The following is a 24,607-nucleotide window of genomic DNA, read 5'->3' as shown; positions in this document are numbered from 1 at the left end:
GGTTGCAAATAGCAATCGAGAGGGGATCACATGACAGAACGGCGCAGCATCTTCATCACCGGCGGCGCGTCCGGCATCGGGCGCGCGGTCGCCCGCCATTTCGGGGAGCGCGGCTGGTTTGTCGGGATCGCCGATGTCAACGAAGCCGGGATGCAGGACACGCTCGGCCTGATCGAAGGCGGGTTCAAATATTCGCACCGGCTCGACGTGCGCGACCGCGCGGCGTGGGACGAGGCGCTGGCGGCGTTCCACACCGCCGCCGGATCGCGGATCGATGCGGTGATCAACAATGCCGGGATCGGCACCGGCGGATCGCTGCACGAGCTTGACCCCGAAGAGATCGACCGCTGCCTCGACATCAATCTGAAGGGCGTGCTGTACGGCGCGCAGGCGGCCTACCCCTATCTCAAGGCGAGCGCGCCGGGATCGGCATTGATCAACATCGCCAGCGCCGCCGGGATCGCCGGGTCCGCCGGCATGAGCGTCTATTGCGCCACCAAATTCGGGGTGCGCGCCGTGTCGGAAAGCCTCGATGCCGAATGGGCGGGCGACAAGATCACCGTCGCATCAGTGTGTCCGAGCTTCATCGAAACCCCGCTGCTCGACGGCACCGGCAACCGCAAATCGAACGAACAGATTCGCGACCGGGTGCGCGCCGCCGGGCTGGAAATCACGCCGGTCGAGGAAGTCGCCAAAGCGGTGTGGGATGCGGTTCACGGCGACAAGCTGGATTATTTCGTCGGCAAAACCTCGAAATCGATGGCCTTCGCCAAGCGCTGGATGCCCGGCAAGGTGCGCAAGCAACTGCGCGGGAGCCAGGGGCCGCTGGGGCGGTAGGCATTTTTTGTCCGCACGCCCTCCGGCGTGGGAAATCCTCGCTCATGCGGCCTGACGGCCGCGTCGCTGCGGGCGGCCGGTCGGCCTTGCGGCCCTTCGGGCCGTTGGTGCATTCCTAAGCCTACTCAATTCCATCAATCGCCCGCGCCAGTTTGGCATCGCGCTGCGACAGTCCGCCGCTTGCGCCTGCATCATGCGTGGTCAGCGTGATCTCGACCTTGGCATAGACGTTGAACCATTCGGGGTGGTGATCCTGCGCCTCGGCCAGCAGGGCAACGCGGTTCATGAAGCCCCAGGCTTCAGAGAAATCCTTGAACTGGAACGTGCGGGTGATCGCCTTGCCTGCGCGCGCCAGTTCCCACGCCGGGTGATCGGCGAGCAATTGCTTGATTTCATCGGCGTCGAGTTCGGGGACGGACATGACGGGCACTCCTTGATCGTGGTCGCTTGTTTGCGCTGACCCTTTTCCCTAACGCTGCAGCCCAATGCAAGCCTTGTCCCCCGCCCTGTCAGCGCATGATCTGGCCTGCCGCCGGGGCGACCGGCTGCTATTCCGTCGGCTGACGTTTACACTGGAAGCGGGCGCCGCGTGCCATGTGACGGGGGCGAACGGCGCGGGCAAGACCACGCTGATCCGGGCGCTGGCGGGCTTCACCACACCATACGCGGGCGAAGTGAGGCACACAGGCGCGCTGGCCTTGCTCGATGAACGTCCGGGCCTCGATCCCGACCTGCCGCTGGGCCGGGCGCTGGCCTTCTGGTTCGGTCTGGACGGCGCTGCCGGAGGGCAGGCGATCATGGCGCGGCTAAGGCTGGAGGCGCTGGCCGAAGTGCCGGTGCGCTACCTTTCGACCGGGCAGAAGAAACGCGCCGCACTCGCCCGGATGCTGGGTCAGGCTGCGCCGGTGTGGTTGCTCGACGAGCCGCTGTCCGGCCTCGACACCGCATCGCAGGCGCTGGTCAGCGAACTCGTGCAGGAGCATTGCGCGGACGGCGGGATCGCCCTGATCGCCTCGCACCAACCGCTTGATGTGCCGGATATGACCGCGTTCGCGATCGAGGACTTCGCGCCTTCGGAGGCCGAGGCATGATCGCCGCCCTGCTCCGCCGCGATCTGGCGCAGTTCTTCCCCTTCACCGGCAGCGGAGCCGCGCTGCCCGTCGTGTTCTTCGTCGCGGTCGCCATGCTGTTCCCCTTCGCGGTCGGGCCGGATGCCAACCTGATGGCCCGCACAGGCGGCGGCGTGGTGTGGATCGCGGCGCTGCTCGCGGCGATCCTTCCGCTGGAAAAGCTGGTGGCGCGCGACATCGAACTGGGTTTCTTCGACCAGTTGAAGCTGCGCGGCATGGCGGAGGAGGCGATGATGGCGGTGCGCCTGATCGCCCACTGGCTCAGCTTCGGTCCGCCGCTGGTGCTGGCGACGTTCCCGGCCGCCGCGCTGCTCAAGATCGAGGGTGAGACGTTCCAGATCCTGCTGCTGGGCCTGATCTCAGGCACGCCGGGGCTGGCGGCAATCGGGTTGATCATCGCCGCGCTCACCGCCAGCTTGCGCGCAGGCGCGGCGCTTTCGGGCCTGCTGCTAATCCCGCTCGCCCTGCCAATCCTGATTTTCGGTGCCGGCGCGCTCGCCCGTCAGGATCCCGTCAGCCTCGGCTTCGTTGCAGCCATAAGCCTCGCGCTGGTGGCACTCGCTCCGTTTGCCGCCGGAGCCGCAATCCGGGCGGCAAGGGAGAATTAGTGAGAGCGCCAGAAAGCCACGTCAGAGCCAACACATTGATGGGCAATATCGCGCTGGGGCTGCTGGGCTTCACCTTGTTTGCCTTTGCGCTGAAGGCGGTCGCTCACCCTGAAGTGCAGGCCCGCTACACGCCGCTCGTGGTGTTCCATGCAGTGAGCATGATCGCATGGCTGGGCCTGCTCGCGAGCCAGAGCATCCTCGCCGCGCGGTTCAAACTGGCCGCGCACCGGGCCACGGGCCGCGCCTCAATCGCGCTGGTGGCCGCGATATTGGTGAGCGGATCGGTGATATCATGGCGCATCGGGCAGGAACTCGGCCGTCCGGAGGTGACGGTGGTGAATCTGGCCGCCTTCGTGACCTTCATCCCGCTCTATTTCGCCGCCCTGCACTTCGCCCGCAGCCGCGACATCGCCGCGCACCGGCAGGCCATGCTTATCGCGACGCTGGCGCTGATGACCCCCGCCTATGCCCGCGTGGTGCAGGTGCTGGGCCTGCCCGATCCGGTCGCCATCGCGGTGCAGCCGCCGATCACGATTGCAATTGCCTGCGCGTATGATTGGGTGCTGCATGGGCGCGTGACGCGGCCGGTGCTGGCGATGCTGGGGTTTTCGGTCGCGGTGGTGCTGGTGATGGTCGGGGTGCTGGCGGTGTGGTTTTTGTGAGGAGGGTGCGATGCGCTTAGTGGCATTTATGGGAGTCGCAGCGCTCGCCTCATGCAGCGCCCCTGACAGCGAAGCCCTACCCTCGACGGAGGATGAAAGAACTGCCCTCTCCGCCCGGAATGGGTCCGAAGGCGAGCCTGTTCAAATCGGGGTTGAGGAACGCCAAGCTCTCGCCGTGAGAATCGAAAGGGCGGTCTCGCAGGCTCTGCCCGAGATCATGGTGGGCGAATATACGCGGTATTACACTGAAAGCTCAGACGGTCGCATTCGGGCTCTCTATTTTCACCAATACCGGTGCAGCGAGGCTGAGGCCACCTGCGCGGAAGCCAAGACAATTTGGACCAGCCCTGACAAGATACCGAAGCCTGTTATTGATGGGGGCTGTGTGGTCGTCCACGCGGAATATGATCTCGCCCATGACAAACTAATCGCTGCTTGGTGCAATGGTCAGGCTTGAGGCAGTAACCTCAATCCATCTTCGTCATTGCGAGCCGCAGGCGAAGCAATCCATGGCCTAAGCTCGCAACCAAACGCAGCGGCAGTCCATGGATTGCCGCGTCGCCTCCGGCTCCTCGCAATGACGAGGATTACATGTAAGGCGGGCAATCCCGCCCAGTCGGGCTCTTGGTGAAAATCTCGTTGCCCGTTTCGGTGATCGCAATCGAATGTTCGAACTGCGCGCTCAGCGACTTGTCGCGTGTCACCGCAGTCCAGCCGTCGCCCAGCACCTTCGCCCAGGGCTTGCCGAGGTTGATCATCGGTTCGATGGTGAAGAACATCCCCGGCTTCAATTCCGGCCCGGTTCCGGCCTTGGCGGCATGGACCACTTCGGGGGCGTCGTGGAACAAACGGCCCAGGCCATGCCCGCAAAACTCGCGCACCACGCCGTAGCGGAACTGGTTTGCATGCGCCTCGATCGCCGCGCCGATATTGCCCAGCCGCGCACCGGGCTGCGCGGCGGCGATGCCGAGCATCAGACATTCGTAAGTCACTTCTACCAGCTTGCGCGCCTTCAACGGCGGCTCGCCTGCAAAGAACATCCGCGACGTATCGCCGTGCCAGCCATCGACCAGCGGGGTCACGTCAATGTTGAGGATGTCCCCCTCCTTCAACGCCTTGTCGCCCGGAATACCGTGGCAGATCACATGGTTGATCGAGATGCAGGAGCTGTGCGCATAGCCGCGATAGCCCAGTGTCGCAGGCACCGCGCCGGCATCCAGCATCATCCCACGGATCGCATCGTCCAATGCGCCGGTTGTCACCCCCGGCTTCACCATGTCGGCGCAGGCATCGAGGATTTCGGCCGCCAGCCGCCCTGCCTTGCGCATCGCTTCAAAGCCTTCGGGACCATGCAGTTTGATGGTGCCGTCGCGGTAGACGGTCTCAGCGCCGTCAACGAGTTGGTATTCGTGCATCCCCGCCACATAGCGACGATGCGGGCAGATTGCTACTTTTCGCGGGCCATCGGGCGCTCTGCCGGGCGAATCTTTGTGGTGACAAGCCTGCCTTGGCGATTATGGAACGCGCATGACCAAGCCAAATGCCCTGATCCAGCCCGACCGCGGAGCTGACGCGATTGCCATCCACCTCGTCAACAAGGATGGCTTTCCCGACTTCGCCAAAACCCTTTCCGCAGGCCAGCGCGCCAGTCTTGCCGCGCAGAAATTCGAAGGTGGCGGTTATCAGGTCGGGATCGTGCCCGACGGAGATGCATGGTTCGCAGTGGGCGGGGTCGCCGATCCCGAAAGCCTGTCGAGTTGGTGCCTTGCCAAACTGGCCGAAGACCTGCCCGAAGGCACCTATCGGCTCGCCAATGCGGAACCCGGCCCCGCGATGTTCGGGTGGATCACCGGGCAGTACCGCTTCAACCGCTACCGCAGCGAGGACAACTCCGGCGGGAGGGGGGCGCAGGGGCCGCGCGTGCTACTGACCACGCAGGTCGGCCCGATCGACGCTGCCATCGCCGAGGCTGAGGCGGAATTGCTGGTACGCGATCTGGTCAATACGCCTGCCGAAGATATGGGCCCAGCCGCACTGGAGGCCGAATGCGAAAAGCTGGCCAAGGAGCACAAGGCCGAACTCACTGTCGTGCGCGGCGATGCGCTGGAGCAGGGCTATCCGATGGTGCACGCGGTCGGCCGCGCCGCCGCCCGCCACCATGCGCCGCGGCTGATGCATCTGACCTGGGGCGATCCGGCGCATCCGGTGCTGGCGGTGGTCGGCAAGGGCGTGTGCTTCGACAGCGGCGGGCTGGACATGAAGCCGTCATCGGGAATGCGGCTGATGAAGAAGGACATGGGCGGCGCGGCGCACGCGCTGGCGCTGGCGGGCCTGATCATGGGCGCGCGGCTGAAGGTGCGGCTGCACCTGCTGATCCCGGCGGTCGAAAACGCGGTGTCGGGCGCGTCTTTCCGCCCCGGCGATGTGCTTTCCAGCCGCAAGGGGCTGACCATCGAGATTCACAACACCGATGCCGAAGGTCGGCTGATCCTGGGCGATGCGCTGACCCGCGCGAGCGAGGAGGAGCCCGATCTGATCGTCGATTTCGCGACGCTGACGGGCGCAGCGCGGGTGGCGCTCGGCCCCGATCTGCCCGCGATGATGGCGCGATCCGACGACACGGCCGAGGAGTTTCTGGCAGCGGGCAAGGCGCATGATGATGCCCCGTGGCGACTGCCCCTGCCCGAGGCTTACCGCGAATACCTGTCATCCGACATTGCGGACATGGTCAATGCTTCGTCCAATCCCTACGCCGGGGCGAGCGTGGCGGGGCTGTTCCTCGACCGGTTCGTGGGCGAGGAGATCGACTGGGTGCACTTCGATACCTTCGCCTGGAACCCGTCGCCGCGCCCTGGCCGGTCGCGCGGCGGACGCGGGCTGGGCCTGCGCGCTTCGTGGCACGCGATCCGCGCCCGCTACGCAGGGTGATGGAGCGCGTGATGGCGGCCTGCTTGCTCCGCTGGCCACTTGCGGCTAACGGGCCTCCCACGTCAGCGCAGGCGATAGCGCGGCACCACAGACACAGGTCAACGGAACGCAGATGAGCGGCGCGGCGCGCGATGATACGGAATATGCAGTGCCAGAGGGCGTGCTGGGTCTAAAAGGCCCGGTCGAAAAGCCTGCGCCCGGCACGCTGCCGCTGCGCGGGGATCTGGCGCATATCGCGCTCGCCGGAACGCATCTCGCGGCGCATTACGTGATCCCGCATGTGCGCGTGGTGGGAACCAACGGCGCCGGCCTGCGACTGACCCCGCATGGCGATAGCGAGGTGTTCGTGCAGCTTGCCCCCGGCAGCCGGTTCGAACTGCTCGATCTGGCGGGCGAATGGGTGTGGGGAAGCCCCGGCCCGGCTGGCCCGAGTGGTTGGTGCCACGCCGCCGAACTGGTTCCGGTGGGCGCATAAGCCGTGGCGACCCGTCTGTTCATCGACGGTGCGGCAGGCACCACCGGCCTCGAAATCCGCGAGCGGTTGCAAGGGCGCGATGAGTTCGATCTGATCGTGCTGGACGATGCGCAGCGCAAGGACGAGGTCGCGCGCCGCGATGCCTTGCACGCCGCCGATATCGCGATCTTGTGCCTGCCGGACGACGCGGCGAAGGACGCAGTTAAGCTGGCGGAAGGCTCCGAAACCCGCATCATCGATGCCTCCAGCGCGCACCGGGTGGCCGAGGGTTGGACCTACGGCTTTCCCGAACTGATCGGGCGCGACACAATCGCCAATGCTCAATTTGTGAGCAATCCGGGGTGTTACCCCACCGGCTTCCTCGCGCTGGTCGCGCCACCGGTTCGTGCCGGGTTGCTGCCCGCCGACTGGCCCTATACCGTCAACGCGGTGAGCGGCTACTCGGGCGGCGGGAACGCGTTGATCGCGCGGTTCGAGGCCGAAGGCGCGCCTGCATTCCGCGCCTATGGCTATGACATGGCGCACAAGCACCGCCCCGAAATGAAAGCCTACGCGGGTCTGGAACACGGGGTGATCTTCGCGCCCGCTGTCGTCCCGGCCTATCGCGGGATGGTGGTCGAGGTACCGCTCCATCTCGGTGCAATGGCAGGCGAGCCGACCGCCGACCGGTTGCGCGATGCGCTGGGTGAATTCTACGCCGGGTCCGGGGTTGTTTCTGTCTGCGCGGACACCGGCACTTCGGAAATTCTGCTGGAATCCAGCGCGCCGCCATCCGATTCGATGAGCTTGCATGTGTTCGGCAATCCGGGCGGCTGGCACGCGCGCCTGGTCGCGGTGCTCGACAACCTCGGCAAGGGGGCATCGGGCGCGGCGATCCAGAACCTCAACATCATGTGCGGGCTGCCCGAGACGACCGGTTTGCGGCTCTGATCGAGCGCGCCTGCTTAAAATTTAGGCAATGTGCGTCCATACGATGTGCACCATTGCGCAGCGCACCATAATCTTGCTACCCGCTTCCCCAAGGCGAAAGACATGGCTTGTCCGGATTCCTCCTGCGGCAAGGATTGTTCAACCCGGTAACGGCTGCGCTTGGCACGATTCTTGTTAGGAATCGGTCAGGAATCCGGCCAGGTACGGATGGGGACGACGTGAAAAAGATCGAAGCGATCATCAAACCCTTCAAGCTCGACGAAGTGAAGGAGGCGCTGCACGAAATCGGCGTGTCCGGTATCACCGTGACCGAAGCGAAGGGATTCGGCCGCCAGAAAGGCCATACCGAACTCTATCGCGGCGCCGAATATGTCGTCGATTTCCTGCCCAAGGTGAAGCTGGAGGTGGTCGTCACCGACGATCAGACTACCCGCGTGGTCGAGGCGATCGCCGCCGCCGCGCAGACCGGCCGGATCGGTGACGGCAAGATCTTCGTCACTGCGATCGAAAGCGCGCTGCGCATCCGCACCGGCGAGACCAACGACGACGCGATCTGATTTTTTCACCCTCTCCTGCCAGCCCGATGGGGCGGGCCGGCCCAAATCATACCCGAAAGGCACTACAAAAATGTCGAAAGCAAAAGACGTCCTCAAGCAGATCAAGGACGAGGAAATCGAATGGGTCGACCTGCGCTTCACCGATCCCAAGGGCAAGTGGCAGCACCTCACCATGGTCGCCAGCATCATGGGCGAAGATGAGTTGGAAGACGGCCTGATGTTCGACGGTTCGTCGATCGCCGGCTGGAAGGTCATCAACGAATCCGACATGATCCTGAAGCCCGATCTCAGCGAAACCTGGATCGACCCGTTCAGCGCATCGCCGATGATGATCATCAACTGCGACATCGTCGAGCCTTCGACCGGCGACTGGTATTCGCGCGACCCGCGCACCACCGCCAAGCGCGCCGAAGCCTATCTCAAGTCGACCGGCATCGGTGACACCGTCTATGTCGGCCCCGAAGCCGAGTTCTTCATGTTCGACGATGTGCGCTTCGAAGACGGCTATGCCGGATCGGGCTTCGCGATCGACGATATCGAACTGCCGGGCAACACCAGCAAGGAATACCCCGGCGGCAACATGGGCCACCGCCCTCGCGCCAAAAGCGGTTACTTCCCCGTTGCGCCAGTCGACAGCGCCGTCGACATTCGCGGCGAAATGGTCACCACCATGCTCGAAATGGGCCTGCCCTGCGACAAGCATCACCACGAAGTCGCCGCCGCCCAGCACGAATTGGGCCTGACCTTCGGCACGCTGGTGCAGACCGCCGACCGGATGCAGATCTACAAGTATGTCGTGCACCAGGTCGCCCATGCTTACGGCAAGACCGCGACCTTCATGCCCAAGCCGATCAAGGACGATAACGGATCGGGGATGCACACCCACATCTCGATCTGGAAAGAAGGCAAGCCGATGTTTGCCGGCAACGAATATGCCGGTCTGTCGGAAGCCTGCCTCTATTTCATCGGCGGCGTGATCAAGCATGCCAAGGCGCTGAACGCCTTCACCAACCCGACCACCAACAGCTACAAGCGGCTGGTGCCGGGCTTCGAAGCGCCGGTGCTGCTGGCCTATTCGGCGCGCAACCGTTCGGCATCGTGCCGCATTCCCTACGGCGCGGGCGACAAGGCCAAGCGGGTCGAGTTTCGCTTCCCCGATGCGATGGCCAACCCCTACCTCGCCTATTCGGCGCTGCTGATGGCGGGCCTCGACGGGATCGAGAACAAGATCCATCCGGGCGAGGCGATGGACAAGAACCTGTACGATCTGCCCCCGGCCGAACTGGCCGAAGTGCCGACCGTGTGCGGTTCCTTGCGCGAAGCGCTCGATTCGCTCGCTGCCGATCACGAATTCCTGATCAAGGGCGACGTGTTCACCAAGGACCAGATCGAGGCCTATTGCGAACTGAAGTGGGAAGAGGTGATCCGCACCGAAACCACGCCCTGCCCGGTCGAATACGACATGTATTATAGCATGTGATCGCTCGCCGTCCCGGTTGTCCGGGCCAGGCTGGCTGACATTGAGGGGCCGCTCGGGAAACCGGGCGGCCTTTTTCCTAACCTCGATCCTTCAATCGGGCAGCCCTTGCCGCTAAGGCTGTCCGCGAAATCGCTCTTGCGGGGAAATGATGACGATGACCGATGCAATCCTGCTGGTGGCCGGGGGCCTTGTTCTGCTGGCGCTCGGCGGCGAATTGCTGGTGCGCGGCGCGGTCGGCATGGCATCGCGGCTGGGCATTTCGCCGCTGCTGGCGGGGCTCACCATCGTCGGTTTCGGCACCTCGATGCCCGAACTCGCCACCAGCATCCAGGCGGCGCTGGGCGGATCGCCGGGTATCGCGCTGGGCAATGTGGTCGGGTCGAACATCGCCAACAGCCTGCTGATCCTCGGTATTTCCGCGATCATCATGCCGATTGCGGTCAATCCGGCATCATTCAAGCGGGATTCGATCGCCATGGCGGTGGCAACCCTGCTGGCGACTGGTGCGGTGATGCTCGGCATCATCGGGGTGCTGCCGGGTATCGTGCTGGTGGCCGCGCTGGCGGGCTATGTGTGGTGGGCCTACAAGTCGGAAAGCGCCTCCCACGATGCCGAAGCCCATCGCCACGAGGCCGAGGCCGAAGATCGCCCGGTGCCGCCCGATACCGGCCCTGTCGTGCTGGGCGGCATGATCATAGCCGGGCTGGCGGCTGCGATCTTCGGTGCCGGGCTGCTGGTCGACGGAGCGACCGTGCTGGCCAGCGCCGCCGGGGTTTCGGAAAGCGTGATCGGTCTCACCGTAGTCGCCATCGGCACCAGCCTGCCTGAACTGATCGCCTGCGTCATTGCCGTGATCCGCAAGCATGGCGATGTGGCGCTGGGCAATGTGGTGGGTTCGAACATCTACAATATTTGCGGTATTCTGGGTCTGACCGCGATCATCCAGCCGATCGAAGTGCCGGCCGAGATCGCCCGTTTCGATATCTGGGTGCTGGTGGCCGTCACCGCGCTGCTGATCGTGCAACTGCGCAGCGGCTGGCGATTGTCGCGTCTCGAAGGGGCGCTGCTGGTGGTGCTTTACGCCGGTTACACGGTGTTCCTCGCGCTGCGATGATGCAGGCAGGCCACGGGGCCGAAGCGTCTGCAACAGCCTGCCTCATTCCGATTGTGTCGGGAACTGAACGCGTTAAGCTTTGGCCATCCGATCGTGTTCGCATGATCAGACACAAAAAAAGAGGTCGCTATGAACATCACCGAAACCCGGCGCCGCAGCCTGCGGGCCGGCTCCGCTGTGCTTGCTCTCGCCGCTGCCGCCACCGCAACCCCGGCGCTCGCCATCGTTCCCAATGAAGACAACACGTCCGAAGACATCGTCGACAATGACGATGTTTTTCGCGGTGTCGGCATGATCGTCACGAATGTGCCCGGTGAGGGCGGCATCGGCATCTGCACCGGCACGCTGATCAACCCGCGCACTGTTTTGTTCGCAGCGCACTGCGTGAACGACGTTCCCGACACCGCCTATGACGGCGAGCAAATCCGCGCCGTCGTGTCGTTCAATGTCGATGCGTTCGACGGTGTGGTCGACTGGTTCGCCAACAACCGCACCAACACGGCGCTTTCGGCGTTCAACATCAACCGCATTTTCTACGATCAGCGCTCGCTGCAGAACCCGCAGGCGGGCGGCTTCATCGAGGCGGATATCGCACTCGCCAGTCTCGATACCCCTGCCGCCGGCATTCCCACATGGGCGCTATTGTTCAGCACCCTGCCCGCGCCCGAGGCGATCGATCCGGTGCGCGGCACCGATTATCAGGTGGACATCGTCGGTTACGGCGGCACCGGCAACGCCTTCGAGGGCGCGGTCGAGGGGATCGATTTCCGCCGCCGCGCGGCCGAGAACCTGCTCGGCGGGTTCTATTCGCTCGACGATCAGGACAATTTCCTGTTCGGCCCGGCGGGGGATTCCCTGCCGCAGAACCTCTATGTGCTGGACTTCGATTCGCAGGACCGCGTGCCGGGCGCCGACATCAACATTGCGCGCGACGATGCCTTGTCGAACGAGGGCACGACTGCGGGCGGGGATTCGGGCGGACCGCTGATTCTTGGCGCGGCCAACAACACCATTTCGTCCGAAGACCTCGTGATCGGGGTACTTTCGGGCGGCTCGCGCTTGCTCGGCCCGTTCAGCGCGATCGGTTCGACCAGCTTCTATCAGCCGCTGTCGCTGTATTGGCAGTATATCGCGGAGACCAATCCCTATCGCTATGTCGGTGCGGTCGCCGGTGACGGCAATTGGGAGGATCCGGATCACTGGGTGACGCAGCTCGACCCGATGTACCGCGTGATTGATGCCGATGGTCAGGTGGTCAACGGCCTGCCGACCACCCCCGAACTCGCTCTCAACGGCCGCGACGGGGATTTCGGGCAGATCTGCGTCGAGCTTGACCCCACCAATGTGTGCACCGACACCGCGACCGGCGAGGTATTCGACAGCACGTCCACGCCGACCCCGGCAGCTTCGGGCAACATCACCAATGCCGACAGCCTGACCCCCACCTTGCCCGCTCCCACGCTGGCGAACGGCCTGCCGGGTGCGACCGGGTTCGTGCCCGACAATATCGATCCCGTCATCAGCGCCGATGCCGCAGTGAACGTCGATCCGCGCTATTTCGACGTGACCCTCGGCGAAGCCGGCATGACGACGCTGGGCAGCGACATCACCATCGACCGGCTGACCATGCGCGGCAGCGCGGGCCTGACCATCGGGGCGACGGGCGATCTTACCTCGCTGATCGACATCAGCCAGTTCGGCGGCAGCGCGACCGTGAACGGCGCGCTGACTTCGGCGGGCGATTACACGCTGTTTGCCGGAATGCTCGGCGGCACCGGAACCATCGCTGCGCCCTTCGTCACCAGCGTTGCGGGCGCGATTTCGCCTGGCACGATGGGCACCACCGGCACGCTGACGATCGACGGCAATCTGGTGATGGCTTCGGGCAGTTCGTTCCTGGTGGACATCGCCTCCAGCGGCGCATCAGACAGCCTAGCCGTCACCGGACTCGCCAATGTCGGCGGCCGCGTGCTGCTCGGCGGCGGGCTGCTGTCGCAGGTCAACGGGCAGAGCCGCCAATACACCATCCTCACTGCGGACGGCGGGGTATCGGGAAGCTTCGATCCGGTCACGATCTCGGCGATCCTCAGCCAATCCTTCACCTATCAGGAAACCGCGGTGCTGATGGCCATCGAGGCAGCGAGTTACCGGACGGTGATCGATCAGAACGATCCGGTCCAGTCGGCCTATGCCCAATTGTTCGACCAGAACCGCCCGAACGCGGCGGTAGCGGGTCTCTACGCGCTCGACTTTGCAGAAACCGACACCATCCGCGCCACCTTCCGCAATCTTGCGCCGGTGAATGAACAGGCGGTGCGTTCGATGGCGGGGCAGACCATCAACCTGCTGCAGAATGTCAACGATGCGCGGATGCGCGAAGCCGATCGCAGCAAGGCCGGCGGCAAGATCGCGGTGACCGGTTCGCCGCTCGATGTGGTGCAGGCGGGCCTCTCGCCCTTCGGCCAGCCGGTCGGCGCGGGGGCGATGGCGTTGCAGAGCGGCGAAACCGAACTGCGCGACGCCAACCTGCCCGAAAGCATGTCGATCTTTCTGGCTGGCGGCCTTGTTACCGGCGAGGTCGATTCGCTGCCCGGCTTCCGCGCCGATACCGATGTTTCGGGGCTGTATGTCTCGGGCGGGGTCGAGTTCTATCCGGGCGCAAACACCATGCTGGGCCTTGCCGGGTACTTCAACTCGCTCGAAGCCGACGCACCGCTCGGTCAGCAGGTCGACAGCGAGACCTACGCCGCCTCGCTCTACATGCGCCACAAGTTCACCGATGGCCCGGTGGTCGATGGCCAACTGGCGATGGGCAGCATGGGCTTCGATACACGGCGGCGGGTGGATGTCCTCGGCACCCCGCAGGACCTCACCTCATCGTCGGACGATCTGCTGGTATCGGGCGCGGCCGGCCTGTCGTACGACCTCGACACGGGGATCGGCACAGTCTCGCCGGGGATCGAAGCGCGCTATGCTAGCGTCGATCTCGGTCTGGTGCGCGAGGATGGGGGCATCGCCGCGCTGGCGGTGGAGCGTGAAAAGTTCACCAGCACGCAGGCGCGGTTCGGCTTCGACTACGAAAAGCAAGGCGAGGCCGTGCAGATCAACGCCAATGCGCAGATGGTGTGGGAGTTCGAGGACGGGCCGCAGCTGCTGGCGGCAAACTTCGCGCAAGGGGTAGGCCCGAATGCGAACTTCGTACTGGACGGGGCCGACCACACATGGGTCGAACTGGGCGTGTCGGCCAATTTCGGTAATGGTCCGCTGCAACTGGGAGCGGGTTTCGACACCACCATCGGCCGCGACAGTGCCAATGCCCGCGTGTGGCGCGCATCGGCAACCTATCGCTTCTGATCGGACGCGGCGACACAGCAAGGGGGCGTCTGCGGTGTGCAGGCACCCCCTTTGCGTGTGGTAGCTGGCGTGGTCAGCGGATGGTCAACATCCCGCGCCGCCCGGCGGCGATGAAGCTCGCCAACAGCACCAGCACATAGAACGAGGTCAGCAGATCGAGCGGCTGCGGCGCGGCAGCAAAGCCGAGATGCGCCAGCAGCGCCCACATGCCGACCACCACCAGCACCAGCCCGTATGTGATCGCTCCAGCTTCCAGATTGATCGCCAGCATCAGCTCGTCGCAGTATCGGTAGGTCAGATAGGACAGCGCCGTGCCGGTCAGCAACCCGCCCGCCCCCACGATCAGCGCGACCCCTTGGGGTATCGGCCCATCGGGTGCAGCCAACGCCAGCACGACCAACGCCACGCCCCACAGCGCCATGGCCCCGCTCGACGTGACAAGCACGCGTTTCTGTTCCTGCAGTTCGTCGGCATCCTCGACATTCAGGAACCGCGCGCCCAGCCGGGGATTGCTCGTGCCGACCAGCATCCCGCCCGCGATCACGCAGTACAACATGCCGACCGTAGCCGCGATCATGGCCGAGGCGTTCAGCCCGCCGACCGCGTCACTATCGATAAAGCGCATCAAGCCGAAAACGGCCACGAAACCCGCCACAGCGCCGACCGACGCGGGGATCACCACCTTGCGCAGCCAGGGGAATTCGCGGGGAGATTGATCGTCGGTTGTCATGCTTCAGGCTCCCAGTGATCGATGAATAATTCCGGCACAGACACGCCGAACAACCGCGCCATGCGCAGCGCCAGCGGCAGCGAGGGATCATACTTGTCGGTTTCCACCGCATTGATGGTCTGCCGCGAAACGCCGAGCCGCCGGGCAAGTTCGCCCTGACTCCAGCCGTGGCTTTCACGGAAATGTTTGAGGCGGTTTTCCAAATTCGTGCCCTGCAGTTCCGGTTTAGGTTCGCTGTATCCGTTCGTCCGGCCGGGCCTCTGCGCCCGGTGGACGGCGATTCGAACCTGACTGTAGCGGGACAAGAGCTTCTGCACATTTGACAAGAGTAATTGGAGCACTCGAAGCGGCTTGAATAGGGTCTCAGGAGCGCCTTAGCCGGCCGCGCGGGACAGCTGGGGCACGAATGCAATGTCCGCTGCCTCCGATGCCAACCAGTCCCTGAAGGCGGCTGCATTGACGGTGTCAGTCCTCATCGCAGCCAACACCAGCCCCCGACGGCTGAAGAGCCTTTCCGATCCACCGTGCGCCGCGCTGATCCGGCTCGTACCCACAAGCCCCCGCCTTCCTGCCACCGCAGTGTCCTCTGGCAATATCTCCCGCGAGAACCGAGCCGCGGAATTGCTCAGCAGAGCTCGATTGGGGCTCAAGCCGAGCGCAGCGACGATCTCCTTGTTCGAGTACCAGTCGTCTCCCCGCTTCAGCAGGATCACGATCGGGTTTGATTCAGGCGTTGGCCACAGGCTGCGGTCGTAGATGTCATTCCCCCTACGATCCGAGCCCACGGCTCCCTCCGTCGCCTCAATCATCGTCGTTCTCGTCAATAAGCACCGCTGAGATTGCCGACCCATGGATCAGGACTCCTCGCTCATTTGCGGTGGTCCCCGTCAGAAGGTTGGGATCATGGTCATGCACGAAGGCGTGGGCGAGCTTGATCTTTCCCGTGGCGGTGCACACGGTCACCGCCCTGTTCTCACCGAGCAAGGTCACAATTTCGGCAACGAGCGTCTCATAAGTGTTGGTCATCAGCTTCTCCTTCATGGCCCCGAGATTATCAGCTCCCGTGCCGGAGTCACCTTCCCGCTGACCTGATAGTTGAGGGAAACCTCCTCCATATCGAAGCCGGCGAATAGCTCGCGCACTTCCGGGCGGTCGTTGATCGACAATATAAAGCGCCCCTGAAGACCGCCTAAGAGGTCTCTCAGACGCTCAAAATCATCCGGTGAGAAGATGTCCTTCCCATAGTCGTCCGTATGCCCCCAGTAGGGCGGGTCGCAATAGAACAGCGTCCCAGGCCGGCTGTCGTACCGCTCGATGCAGGTGCCGAAGTCGAGACACTCAATCAGCACGTCCTCGAGCCGCTCGTGAACCGCCTCGAGCATCGGCTCCAGCTTGCTGAGGCTCCAGCGCGGCCGTGAGAAGTCGATGCCGAACGTGCGCGCCATCCCACCGAAGCCGGTCTTCTGCAGGTAGAGGAATCGTGCTGCCCGCTCGAGGTCGGTCAGCTGGTCGGCCGGAGTGGCGCGCAGCCGCTCGAAATCGGCGCGGCTGTAGAGCTGGAACTTCAGCACATCGAGCATCTGCTGGTAGTGCCGCTGCAGGATCCGGAAGAGGGTAACGACATCGCGATTCACGTCGTTGATCACCTCCAGCTTCGGCCGCGCCGATCGGCGGAAGAAGACGCCTCCCATGCCCACGAAGGGCTCGACATAGCGGGTGTGGGGAGTGGCGGTGATCCGCTCGCCGATCCGGCGGGCGAGGATGCGCTTACCGCCGAGCCATGGGGCTACCGGCTAGACAGGGCGAACTGGCGTCAATTCTTCTTTCATGGTTCTGCACCTAACGCTGCTCCGCCGCTTGCGGCCGGGGGAGCCGACGGGCCGGTCATGACGGCCCAAGGTGCGAGAGCCCCCTCTCGCGGTTCGGGGCGCGTCCAACGCCCCGGCCACCCCCGTTTTCACAAGGGCGGGAATTCTTATCGCGGCCGAACGGGGACGCGCACGCTCCGATCGTCGAGCAATCCACTGCTCGACGTAATACGGCAGGTGATTATGTAGTCTTGCCCGACCTCGCCGCCCTGAATGCGCCAGGACACAATGCCGCCAGCGTCGGCCACCTGATCGATCGTGACACCCTCGATGTCCGCGAACACTTCCCGCGCAGTGATTGTATCACCCTCCTGCAGCCAGCCCGACCAGTCCATGCCGTGCAGCTCGATACTGTCGGGATCCTTGATCGGGGCGGTGAAGGTGAAGGGCGTGCCGGCATCGGTGCGGGTCACGGTGAAGATCGGATCTGGCGCGATGGTTACTGCGCCCTCCGTTTCGAAAAGCGGCGGGTCGAAAAGCTCAGGATCGAACAGCATCAGCTATCCCTTCAAATGCAAGGCCATGATCAGGCCGAATTGCAGGACGTTGAGAAACAGGCTCAGGGCGCAAAGATCGCATTGGTGCTTGGCGCGGGAGAGGATCAGCCGGGCGAGATTGCTCACAGCATCAACTCCACCAACACGAACTTACCGTTCCTGAACCGCCAGTAGAGAACGCGCTTGGCATCCTTGAAATGCTCTGCTGCCCCGGCTCTCCACTGCTCCACCGTTAACGGGAATCCGAGCCAGCCCTGCAAGAACAGGCAGTCACCTTCCACCGTGACGACGATCAGCCGAGAATATTCAGGCCCGTCGCCATCGCACACCCGCACCAGCTGCGAGTTGGGGGGCAAGGGTGATGGGACGAATCGCATTAGGCCAGCGGATTAAGCGCAAAGCTGACCAGCGCGCCGAACGCGCCGGGGGAGACGTTGAGAGTAGACACCCCGGTTGAGTCGCGAGTCAACGCCGCGCCGTAATGTCCAGAACCAGCCCGCTGGAAACCACGCAGAGTGCAGCCCGCACCGGGAGACGGGTCGGAGGCGTTGGAGTTTCCGATAAACTGCGCGAAGATCAGGCCGCCCACTGGCAGGGTTTGTGATGGAGTCGAATGCGCCGAAGCACTTCCCCAACCCTTGGCCTCGGTCGAGGCAGGTGTGGCCTGAACTCCAGCCACTACGCTCGTCGAGTATACCAAGTTGCTTATGGTGCCCGTTGTCCAAGTGAACACCAAGTCGACCGTGGTTTCGATGGCCGACTCGAAGCCGAACGTCGCAAAGTGGTTCCCCGTCGATGCAGTGTGCAGCAGCGTGGCCGCGTTACCTGCGATGGTCAAAGCAATCCCGGCTCTGGGAGTGCCACTTCCGGCAAGCATCGAAATGATGTTCAGCCCCGGCTTGAGAACCACGCCTGTGACTGTGTCGGTGGCGAAACCACTCGATGCCTTGAAGTTGGTCTGGGAATGAGCAGCCGAGATAACAGTCGAGCGAGTCACAACTGCGTGCTGGAATGTTCGAGGTGCTACCACCGACTGGTTACTGAGTCGAATGGACACCTCGACTTCGTAGTTACCGGCGACTGGGCCAGTTCCGTTACCGGCCCAGCGAAGCACCTGATTCGGCCAAGTCCCGGCAACCTCGAACTCGGCTGCATTGGCCCCACCCGTGATGACGGCGAAACCGTATTTGCTCGCGTCGAACAGACCTGAGTGCGAGAGTGGAATCGAAATCTGCTCGCCGGGGAAGGAGCCTTGAGCCACCTGCGTATTCCAAGTTGGAGTCGCTTGGCCACTAAACGCCATCACAGCCTTAGCAGCGCCCCAAATGTTGTTCTCGGCAAGCGTGGGATGCAGGTTTTCAGGGTCGGCAGTCGGCCAAACTGGATGCTCCACGAACACATACGGAGTCTCAGCCGCAATCTCTTCGTAGGCCGCGCGGTAATCAGGGCCGCCACCCAAACCGCCCTTGGCAGGCCCGGAGAGGATGATTGGGGTAGTAGGCCCTACACCGTTAAAGTTGGCGCGGACGTGCGCAACGAGGTCGACCATCCAAGCTTTGACAACGCTCTTTGGCTGGTTGTCGTTTGACCCCAAAGAGATTCCGACCGCGCCGACGATAGGTGCGACTCCATCGAATGTCTCAAACCGACTCATCGCGAGGTTGTGCGAGGCCGTGCGGGCGGCAAGTATACTCCCGGTGTCGACGTTCCAGCCCACCTGAAGCGACGAGCCGCCAGTAGCAAGCGGAATGACTCCGACTTTGCCGCCAGCCAGAGCCTGATAGTCAATCAGCATACGCTCGTTGGGTGAGATTCGACCGACCCCATCGGCACCATCAGGATGCCAGATCGGCCCTGCGGATTCGACAATTTGCTCGAACGGGAATCCGACCCCAGCGAAGTTGTTATTTACGAACTGCGCAGCGTTGGTTGGGAGCGGATTGGTTCCCAGCACACGGTTGGCATCAAGATTCTCGGTGCCTCTCGACGGCACGAGGCTGTCACCGAGTTCTGAGAAGACGACGCGCGCCAGCGATGGGCGCGTCCATGAGAACCCCGTACCCTTGAGCGCCAGCACCTCGCCAGATGCGGCTTTGATACGGAGGGCCGCGCGCAGGTTCAGCTTAGGCATCGGTCAGCACCAGCAATTCGAGCGCGCCGGGTGTGGCAGCGTTGAACAGAGCTTCATCGGTGAACGTGGTGATCGTTACGCTTTGGCCATCAGCACCGTCTGCACCGGGCGCTCCATCTGCGCCATCCGCACCGGGTTCGCCCTGGATGCCCTGTATGCCCTGTATGCCTTGTGCCCCGTCCGCACCATCAGCACCCGGCTCCCCCTGCGGCCCTTGCTCGCCTACAAGAGAGGCCAGCCAAGCAGCCTCATTCCCGACAAAGCCCGCCGCAACCGCAACCTCGTATGCCGACAAGCCATCGGCACCGTCTGCTCCATCTGCGCCCGGTGTGCCGCTTGCCCCGAGGACAGCGATTGCCTGCGCCGTCCGCTGCGGGGTCATGAGCTTGTCGGTCGCCGTACCCGCTTCAGCCTCGGCCTGCGTAGCGACGGGCACATCGTGATCCGCGTTGTATGCCGACCGCGCCAGCAGTCCGGTGCCGGGAGCGGGTGGATTATGGCGAATTGACACCATGGTCGTTTCCTTTCGAAGTGGGTCAGATGGCCGGGCTCGAGGCGGCCGCTTCCTTGCGAAGCGCGTCCTCGTCGAGGCCGGTGTCGATGAAGAATTCGTCGACCTGCCGGACAGTCAGGTGCTTGGCGAAACGAGTGGCAATCGCCTCATCCGCCTGCACCGCCTTGATCACCGCCTGCTTGTCGAGTTCGGTCTTGGTCCGCAGAAAGTCCTTCGCGCGGGACCAGCGCATGCCCTTCAGCCAGCTGACAACCGCATCGGCCTTCACGCCGCGCACCAGCTTGACCGCCGCCGGGGTAAGGCGGATGCCGATCTTCGCGCCGCCGACCTCGGCCGAGCGCTTGCCCTTGGCGAGCTCGTCTTTCCCGCCGGCTTCCCACCAGGCCTTCACGCCAGCGAACAGATCGGCGGCCTGCGCCTCCAGCTGCCGCAGCCGGTTGTCGCGCTGCGCCTTGATCCGGTCGATCGCATCCTCGGCCGCGAGCTTCTCGAGCGCCTGGTCCCGATCGAGCTGGACGTATTCGCAGATCATCAGCGCCGCCTCAGCGGCGTCTGATGGGGCGATAATGCTGGTCTTCTTGCGTCTTGCCATAATGTCTCTCCTGCTCAGCTCGCGGCGACGGATCAGGGGCAGACTTCGCCTTCAGGGCATTCGTTCTCGATCGGCACGAGCGTCGGCTCGGGGCGCGGTTCGCTGGCAGGCTCGCAGGCCGAGAGGGCAACGAGGGCGGCGATTACGATCAGGTTCTTCATGGTCTTATCCTTCCAGAAAAGTTTGGGATGCTACTTGTGCGCCGCCCGCCGTTCCGGGCGAGCGAACCTCGGTCATCCGGAATTCGAAGACGCGCTTCGATCCGGTCGTGTTGACGAATGTGCCGCTGGCGAAGTCTGAGCCAGGCTCACTGGCGCTGATGAACGAACCGGGCCCGTCGAATGCGGTTGTCCACGTTCCGACGCCAAGTTCCCGCCGTTCGATGCGGCAAGTGATCGTCCCGCTGTTGCCGCCAGCCAATCGGGCGAGCTGAGCGTTGAGGAAGACGCCTGAGCCGTTTTCGAGCGCCTTGGTGATGATCTGCTGGAAACCGACAGTCTGCACCGACGCACCAGCGGCAGGCGGCGCGGGGACATAGAGGACATTGACGGGGTGTTCGGTTTCGATGCCGTCTGTGTGGATGTATTTGATGACGTATGCGCCAGAGATGCTGATGTTGGCGATCGTCGCCAAGCCGGTGCTGGCATTGATGCCGACCGTCCCTGTTCCGACATTCTGGGAAACTTCATCCCAAGTCCCACCTGTCAGCGTTTCCAAGGCTCGCTTGGCAACATGGGTCACGGTGCGGTTGCCGTTGCCGACACTGCCGGCCTCGCCCTGCTTGATCTCAATGACCGGGAATTGCGGGACGATGCTGCGCTGCGCCGTGGCGGTCACGTCTGCGTTTGGGTCAGCCCTGCCGGGGACGTAAGGTGGGACCACCGTCTGTCCCTGCGCGACCTTCGACAACATCGGCTCGGTGAAGAAGATGTAGGGGTCGGTTCCGCCGGTTCCGAGCAGGCGAATCATGGGGATGGCCCAGCGCGAATTGGCAGGGGCAGAATTTTGAAAGACAGAGAGACGTGTGAAGTTGGCTGGGTCGCCATTGGCAGCACCGAGCGGGGTGCCGTTGCCGACAACTGGAGCGCCGATAAGCGACCCGGCACCATCGAAGATCAGGATATAAAGCTGGAATGTGCAGCGGTGCTCTGCCGCAAGGACGCTGGCAATGAGCCTGTCCCCTGGCGCGACAGGCATGGCGAACAGCGGGGCATTGGCGAGGCTGCCACCGCCCCAAAGAGCATCGGGCGAAAGGTCGGCTGAAACGCCAATGGCAACCGTGCCGGGTATGCGCGCCCAGATGACGTTGCGTTGACCGAACCATGTAGGGAGGTTGACTCCCCATTCGCTCTCGAAACCGCCGCCACGCCACCGCCACCCGAACTTGCCCCGTGTGAACTCGCTGTTGACGACTGCGTTCGCGCCGATGGGAACCTGCCGGTTATCGACCACGATGTTGCTGGTACCGATGCCGGAAAGCACACCGCTACCATCGATGGTGATGTCCCCGGTGGGGTCGTACACAAGCGACATGCCGTAGATGCGGGGCTGTGTGCCGCCATCGGTGCCAAGAATATCGAAGCCCGGCGCTGCATCTGCCAAGGCGGTCGGCAGTGTAAGGTAAGTGTCGATTTCAGCCCAATCGAGGCCCTGCCCTCTCAAGACGGTGCCCGCTGGGGTGGAAACTATTCCTCCGGCACTAGAACGAAAAACGAAGCGAGTTCCGTCACCTGTGAAGCCGGTGGTCTTGATCCAGTAGCGCAGGCGATAACGACCTGCCCGCAGAATCGGATATCGGGCCCGACGCGCGAGGCCCAACGTTCGGCCTGCGCGCGCCGGTTGATCGAGCGTTTATCACCGGGCAGGCCGGGCAGGCCGAGATCCTCCAGTTCCGACGCGGTGAACCATGCGGCGTCTTCCATCGGGATCAGGTCTTGGGCGCTGGTGGCCATTATTCGTTGCCTTCCCGGATTTGCGGCGCATCGTTCTTGAGGGTCTTCATCTCGTCCTGCGCAGCCCGGATCAGCTGCTGCAGGTGGCCGAGGCGGGCGGTCTTCACTTCCTCGCCGACCAGCAGCGCGGCGCCGAGCTTGCGCATGATCGGATCGAGCAGATCCTGCCGATCGGTCACCACCAGCAGCGCAAACAGGCGTGATGCGGGAACCTTGTGTTCGGTGCGCGCAGGACTGGAATAGGCATCGAGCATCGAGCGGCTGACAGTGTCGTCGAGCAGCACGCTCATCTCGGCCGCGATCACTTCGCGCGGGCGGCCGTCGCTGGCCAGCACGGTGCCGACGAGCGCATTAATTTGCCGCTCGAGCCCCGCTAGCTCCGCCACACCCTTGGAAGGCGCGGGAGCCGCGAAGTCGAAGCCGAGCTGACCGGGATGGGCCTTAGCCTTGGGCATTGGCCTCCCCGTTGCTGTCATATTCAGCGTCACGATCACGGCGCAGCAGGTTGGCGTGATGATCGCGCGGCAGGATGGTGATGACGCGGTTCTCTTGCAGAACAGCGCGCTGGCCGCCCGAGAGCCGGACGTATCGCGCGCCCAGCTGGATCGCGATGCGGACAGCCGGGCAATCGAGCGCGCGCCAGATCGCTGCAGGCGGTACGTCAGCGACGCGCTCGCGATAGCGACTGATGGCATGGCGAGTGATGTAGAGGTCGCTCACTCTGGCCAACCCCAGCGGATCACGACGCCCTCAAATTCGAGCCAGCGAGCACCCGGCTCAGCGTGGGCTTTCAGCCAGAAAGCACCCATCCGGCGACGGGCAAAGCCTGAGGCAAGCGTCGCGAACCCATCGCGCTCGGCAAACCGTTCGATACCAACGTCGCTGAGGGTGATATGCCCCACCGTCATGCTGGTGATCAGCTGCTCGGCCTGCGCGTCGATGGCAATTGTTATCGGATGGACACCGATGCAGACGGGGTCCGGCTCAATGAGTTTGCGGCACTGCTTGGTGCGCATTGCAGTATAGAGCTGGATCGCCTCGCCCTCACGCGCATGGCGACGGCGTTCGGCGCGAACCGTCTGCCTTTTGGTGCGCGCCACGATCGGCTCGATAAATTGAGGGGCGAATGAATAGGCGACCATCGCTCAGTCCCTCACCATCCATGGCGCATCCCAGCGCTTGAAGTCGCCCGGGTGATCCTCGGCGCGCAGGCTCAGCGGCGGCAGGGCCGATTGCATCCGACCGCGCTGCGCGATCTTCGCGCGGTGCTTCTCGCGCGCTTCGACGGCCTTCATCCGCGCTTCGGCCTCGATCGGCGTGACGCCGAGCTCGAGCGCGAGCTCGAACACCTTGCGGTGGTGGCGGCAGTACTCGGCATGGCTGGCAAAACGCGGCATCAGCGGTGTCCTCCTGCTTTGCGAAGGCGCGCGAGGAGCCGCTGCGAGCCACGCTTGATCAGCGCCTCGCGGTGGCGATCATGCGCCGGGTTGTCGTCGTAGGTTGAGATGATCGCCGCCGCCCGGGCGGTCGAAATATCGAGATCGCAGGCGATATCGCTCGCCGAATAGCCAAGCTCAAAGCGGCTCATTACCGCCTGCTCTCCGGGGGTAAGGCGGGACATCAGCGGTGCCCTCCCGCAGCGAGGACGAGATTACCCAGGCGAGCCGTCTGCTCGCGCAGATCATTCTCCCGCTTCGCGTCCTGCCGAAGATTGACGGCGAACCGGTGGACGATGTTCTGCACGGTCGAGCGCCGGAAACCCGTCGCTCGAACGATCTGGTCTACGCTTTCGCCGCCATCGTGCCGATCGAGCACCGCGCGTTCAATGGGATAAAGCGCCATCAGACCGGCACTCCGATCCGCACAAAGTGCAGCGGCTCGCCATCGGGCGCGCGCGGGACTGGAAGGTGCGTCAGAACACGGATTGAACGTTCGCGGCCCGGCAGCCGGCACAGGTGCCCACCCTTTTCAAGCTCAACGATGAGGCGCGCGACCGAATGCTTGCTTCGCACGCCGATGCCAGCACCGATCTCGCGATAGCTGGGGCCATAGCCCTTGGCTTTGAGATAGCCGGTGATGAACCGCAGGGCATCCTGCTGGCGGGCGGGAATCGTGATCATTGCGCCAACTCCCACAGGATCAGCGCCCACCAGATCACGCCCGGTGCGATGATGATCGTCATGGCCAGCGCCAGCAGGATTTGAACGAAGTCGAGGCGCTCCATTACAGCGTCCCCCAGACATATCGC

The 24,607-nt window shown here is 63.8% G+C and carries 32 protein-coding genes and 1 pseudogene; 12 read left to right on the top strand and 21 right to left on the bottom strand.

Annotation, left to right across the window (positions count from 1 at the left end; translation table 11 throughout):
* The first annotated feature begins 30 nt into the window (after positions 1–30).
* A complete protein-coding gene (locus tag Q0L48_RS04670; protein ID WP_296717836.1) occupies positions 31–837 on the top strand; it encodes an SDR family oxidoreductase in 807 nt (268 codons plus the stop codon).
* A gap of 121 nt (positions 838–958) precedes the next feature.
* On the opposite strand, the gene Q0L48_RS04665 is transcribed toward Q0L48_RS04670, so the two are convergent.
* Positions 959–1,258 carry a 4a-hydroxytetrahydrobiopterin dehydratase gene (locus Q0L48_RS04665; RefSeq protein WP_296717834.1) on the bottom strand — a complete coding sequence of 100 codons (300 nt, stop codon included), beginning with the start codon at positions 1,256–1,258 and terminating at the stop codon, positions 959–961.
* A 64-nt stretch (positions 1,259–1,322) separates the two neighbouring features.
* On the opposite strand from Q0L48_RS04665, the gene ccmA reads away from it, so the two are divergent.
* From ccmA to Q0L48_RS04650, 3 genes are read left to right on the top strand one after another with little or no spacing between them, the layout of a single operon-like run.
* Positions 1,323–1,928: a heme ABC exporter ATP-binding protein CcmA gene (gene ccmA, locus Q0L48_RS04660; RefSeq protein WP_296717831.1), complete on the top strand. Its 606-nt coding sequence runs from the start codon at positions 1,323–1,325 to the stop codon at positions 1,926–1,928.
* Positions 1,925–2,575 (top strand): heme exporter protein CcmB, encoded by a 651-nt coding sequence (locus tag Q0L48_RS04655; RefSeq protein ID WP_296717828.1) that lies wholly within the window; start codon positions 1,925–1,927, stop codon positions 2,573–2,575. Before ccmA ends, Q0L48_RS04655 begins: the two co-directional genes overlap by 4 nt.
* Positions 2,575–3,237, top strand: coding sequence for a hypothetical protein (locus tag Q0L48_RS04650; protein ID WP_296717827.1), 663 nt, complete (start codon positions 2,575–2,577; stop codon positions 3,235–3,237). The genes Q0L48_RS04655 and Q0L48_RS04650 overlap by 1 nt, the downstream gene beginning before the upstream one ends.
* A gap of 587 nt (positions 3,238–3,824) precedes the next feature.
* Here the strand turns inward: Q0L48_RS04650 and map are convergent.
* Complete coding sequence (gene map, locus Q0L48_RS04645) at positions 3,825–4,652, bottom strand: type I methionyl aminopeptidase (RefSeq protein WP_296717824.1); 828 nt, start codon at positions 4,650–4,652, stop codon at positions 3,825–3,827.
* A 112-nt stretch (positions 4,653–4,764) separates the two neighbouring features.
* Here map and Q0L48_RS04640 point away from each other — a divergent pair, with 112 nt between their 5' ends.
* The 7 genes from Q0L48_RS04640 (at position 4,765) to Q0L48_RS04610 (ending at position 14,075) form a co-directional block, all read left to right on the top strand.
* Positions 4,765–6,165: a M17 family metallopeptidase gene (locus Q0L48_RS04640; RefSeq protein WP_296717822.1), complete on the top strand. Its 1,401-nt coding sequence runs from the start codon at positions 4,765–4,767 to the stop codon at positions 6,163–6,165.
* 112 nt (positions 6,166–6,277) lie between these two features.
* Positions 6,278–6,640: a hypothetical protein gene (locus Q0L48_RS04635; protein ID WP_296717821.1), complete on the top strand. Its 363-nt coding sequence runs from the start codon at positions 6,278–6,280 to the stop codon at positions 6,638–6,640.
* 3 nt (positions 6,641–6,643) lie between these two features.
* On the top strand, positions 6,644–7,570 hold the full coding sequence (argC, locus tag Q0L48_RS04630) for an N-acetyl-gamma-glutamyl-phosphate reductase (RefSeq protein ID WP_296717818.1): 927 nt from the start codon (positions 6,644–6,646) through the stop codon (positions 7,568–7,570).
* 218 nt (positions 7,571–7,788) lie between these two features.
* Complete coding sequence (locus Q0L48_RS04625; protein WP_296717813.1) at positions 7,789–8,127, top strand: P-II family nitrogen regulator; 339 nt, start codon at positions 7,789–7,791, stop codon at positions 8,125–8,127.
* Positions 8,128–8,197: 70 nt separating this feature from the next.
* Complete coding sequence (gene glnA / locus Q0L48_RS04620) at positions 8,198–9,607, top strand: type I glutamate--ammonia ligase (RefSeq protein WP_296717811.1); 1,410 nt, start codon at positions 8,198–8,200, stop codon at positions 9,605–9,607.
* 154 nt (positions 9,608–9,761) lie between these two features.
* Positions 9,762–10,721 (top strand): calcium/sodium antiporter, encoded by a 960-nt coding sequence (locus Q0L48_RS04615; RefSeq protein ID WP_296717808.1) that lies wholly within the window; start codon positions 9,762–9,764, stop codon positions 10,719–10,721.
* Between the two features lie 129 nt (positions 10,722–10,850).
* Positions 10,851–14,075, top strand: coding sequence for an autotransporter domain-containing protein (locus Q0L48_RS04610; protein WP_296717806.1), 3,225 nt, complete (start codon positions 10,851–10,853; stop codon positions 14,073–14,075).
* A gap of 73 nt (positions 14,076–14,148) precedes the next feature.
* Here Q0L48_RS04610 and Q0L48_RS04605 read toward each other — a convergent pair whose 3' ends face one another.
* The 6 genes and pseudogenes from Q0L48_RS04605 to Q0L48_RS04580 all read right to left on the bottom strand — a co-directional run bounded on the left by Q0L48_RS04605 (position 14,149) and on the right by Q0L48_RS04580 (position 17,170).
* Positions 14,149–14,805, bottom strand: a complete 657-nt coding sequence (locus Q0L48_RS04605) for a hypothetical protein (protein WP_296717804.1) — start codon at positions 14,803–14,805, stop codon at positions 14,149–14,151.
* Positions 14,802–15,008, bottom strand: a complete 207-nt coding sequence (locus Q0L48_RS04600) for a helix-turn-helix transcriptional regulator (RefSeq protein ID WP_296717802.1) — start codon at positions 15,006–15,008, stop codon at positions 14,802–14,804. Before Q0L48_RS04600 ends, Q0L48_RS04605 begins: the two co-directional genes overlap by 4 nt.
* Before the next feature lie 171 nt (positions 15,009–15,179).
* Positions 15,180–15,614, bottom strand: coding sequence for a hypothetical protein (locus Q0L48_RS04595; protein ID WP_296717799.1), 435 nt, complete (start codon positions 15,612–15,614; stop codon positions 15,180–15,182).
* Positions 15,607–15,831 carry a hypothetical protein gene (locus Q0L48_RS04590; RefSeq protein ID WP_296717796.1) on the bottom strand — a complete coding sequence of 75 codons (225 nt, stop codon included), beginning with the start codon at positions 15,829–15,831 and terminating at the stop codon, positions 15,607–15,609. Before Q0L48_RS04590 ends, Q0L48_RS04595 begins: the two co-directional genes overlap by 8 nt.
* Before the next feature lie 11 nt (positions 15,832–15,842).
* Positions 15,843–16,574, bottom strand: a pseudogene (locus Q0L48_RS04585) (DNA adenine methylase); the annotation flags it as partial.
* A gap of 206 nt (positions 16,575–16,780) precedes the next feature.
* The gene (locus Q0L48_RS04580; protein WP_296717795.1) at positions 16,781–17,170 is read right to left on the bottom strand and encodes a hypothetical protein; all 390 of its coding nucleotides are present in this window, start codon (positions 17,168–17,170) and stop codon (positions 16,781–16,783) included.
* Between the two features lie 15 nt (positions 17,171–17,185).
* Between Q0L48_RS04580 and Q0L48_RS04575 the strand changes: the two genes are divergently transcribed.
* Entirely contained in the window at positions 17,186–17,344 is a 159-nt protein-coding gene (locus Q0L48_RS04575; RefSeq protein WP_296717792.1) for a hypothetical protein, read from the top strand.
* A gap of 202 nt (positions 17,345–17,546) precedes the next feature.
* Here the strand turns inward: Q0L48_RS04575 and Q0L48_RS04570 are convergent, their stop codons facing one another.
* From Q0L48_RS04570 to Q0L48_RS04510, 13 genes are read right to left on the bottom strand one after another with little or no spacing between them, the layout of a single operon-like run.
* Positions 17,547–19,301 carry a hypothetical protein gene (locus Q0L48_RS04570; protein ID WP_296717790.1) on the bottom strand — a complete coding sequence of 585 codons (1,755 nt, stop codon included), beginning with the start codon at positions 19,299–19,301 and terminating at the stop codon, positions 17,547–17,549.
* Entirely contained in the window at positions 19,294–19,815 is a 522-nt protein-coding gene (locus Q0L48_RS04565; RefSeq protein ID WP_296717789.1) for a hypothetical protein, read from the bottom strand. Before Q0L48_RS04565 ends, Q0L48_RS04570 begins: the two co-directional genes overlap by 8 nt.
* A gap of 22 nt (positions 19,816–19,837) precedes the next feature.
* On the bottom strand, positions 19,838–20,407 hold the full coding sequence (locus tag Q0L48_RS04560; RefSeq protein ID WP_296717788.1) for a host-nuclease inhibitor Gam family protein: 570 nt from the start codon (positions 20,405–20,407) through the stop codon (positions 19,838–19,840).
* A 32-nt stretch (positions 20,408–20,439) separates the two neighbouring features.
* Positions 20,440–20,568 carry a hypothetical protein gene (locus tag Q0L48_RS04555; RefSeq protein ID WP_296717785.1) on the bottom strand — a complete coding sequence of 43 codons (129 nt, stop codon included), beginning with the start codon at positions 20,566–20,568 and terminating at the stop codon, positions 20,440–20,442.
* Positions 20,569–20,572: 4 nt separating this feature from the next.
* On the bottom strand, positions 20,573–22,069 hold the full coding sequence (locus tag Q0L48_RS04550; RefSeq protein ID WP_296717783.1) for a hypothetical protein: 1,497 nt from the start codon (positions 22,067–22,069) through the stop codon (positions 20,573–20,575).
* A 23-nt stretch (positions 22,070–22,092) separates the two neighbouring features.
* A complete protein-coding gene (locus Q0L48_RS04545; RefSeq protein WP_296717781.1) occupies positions 22,093–22,359 on the bottom strand; it encodes a hypothetical protein in 267 nt (88 codons plus the stop codon).
* Complete coding sequence (locus Q0L48_RS04540) at positions 22,359–22,814, bottom strand: hypothetical protein (RefSeq protein WP_296717780.1); 456 nt, start codon at positions 22,812–22,814, stop codon at positions 22,359–22,361. The genes Q0L48_RS04545 and Q0L48_RS04540 overlap by 1 nt, the downstream gene beginning before the upstream one ends.
* A complete protein-coding gene (locus Q0L48_RS04535; protein ID WP_296717778.1) occupies positions 22,801–23,079 on the bottom strand; it encodes a hypothetical protein in 279 nt (92 codons plus the stop codon). The genes Q0L48_RS04540 and Q0L48_RS04535 overlap by 14 nt, the downstream gene beginning before the upstream one ends.
* Positions 23,076–23,501, bottom strand: a complete 426-nt coding sequence (locus Q0L48_RS04530) for a hypothetical protein (protein WP_296717776.1) — start codon at positions 23,499–23,501, stop codon at positions 23,076–23,078. The genes Q0L48_RS04535 and Q0L48_RS04530 overlap by 4 nt, the downstream gene beginning before the upstream one ends.
* A 3-nt stretch (positions 23,502–23,504) precedes the next feature.
* The gene (locus Q0L48_RS04525; protein ID WP_296717773.1) at positions 23,505–23,756 is read right to left on the bottom strand and encodes a hypothetical protein; all 252 of its coding nucleotides are present in this window, start codon (positions 23,754–23,756) and stop codon (positions 23,505–23,507) included.
* Positions 23,756–23,980 (bottom strand): hypothetical protein, encoded by a 225-nt coding sequence (locus Q0L48_RS04520; protein WP_296717771.1) that lies wholly within the window; start codon positions 23,978–23,980, stop codon positions 23,756–23,758. Before Q0L48_RS04520 ends, Q0L48_RS04525 begins: the two co-directional genes overlap by 1 nt.
* Complete coding sequence (locus Q0L48_RS04515) at positions 23,980–24,201, bottom strand: hypothetical protein (protein ID WP_296717769.1); 222 nt, start codon at positions 24,199–24,201, stop codon at positions 23,980–23,982. The genes Q0L48_RS04520 and Q0L48_RS04515 overlap by 1 nt, the downstream gene beginning before the upstream one ends.
* Entirely contained in the window at positions 24,201–24,479 is a 279-nt protein-coding gene (locus Q0L48_RS04510) for a hypothetical protein (RefSeq protein WP_296717766.1), read from the bottom strand. The genes Q0L48_RS04515 and Q0L48_RS04510 overlap by 1 nt, the downstream gene beginning before the upstream one ends.
* Positions 24,480–24,607 lie beyond the last annotated feature (128 nt).

Source organism: Erythrobacter sp., assembly GCF_024305245.1.
Classification (GTDB): Bacteria; Pseudomonadota; Alphaproteobacteria; order Sphingomonadales; family Sphingomonadaceae; genus Erythrobacter.
This window is presented reverse-complemented; position numbering and strand designations above follow the sequence as displayed.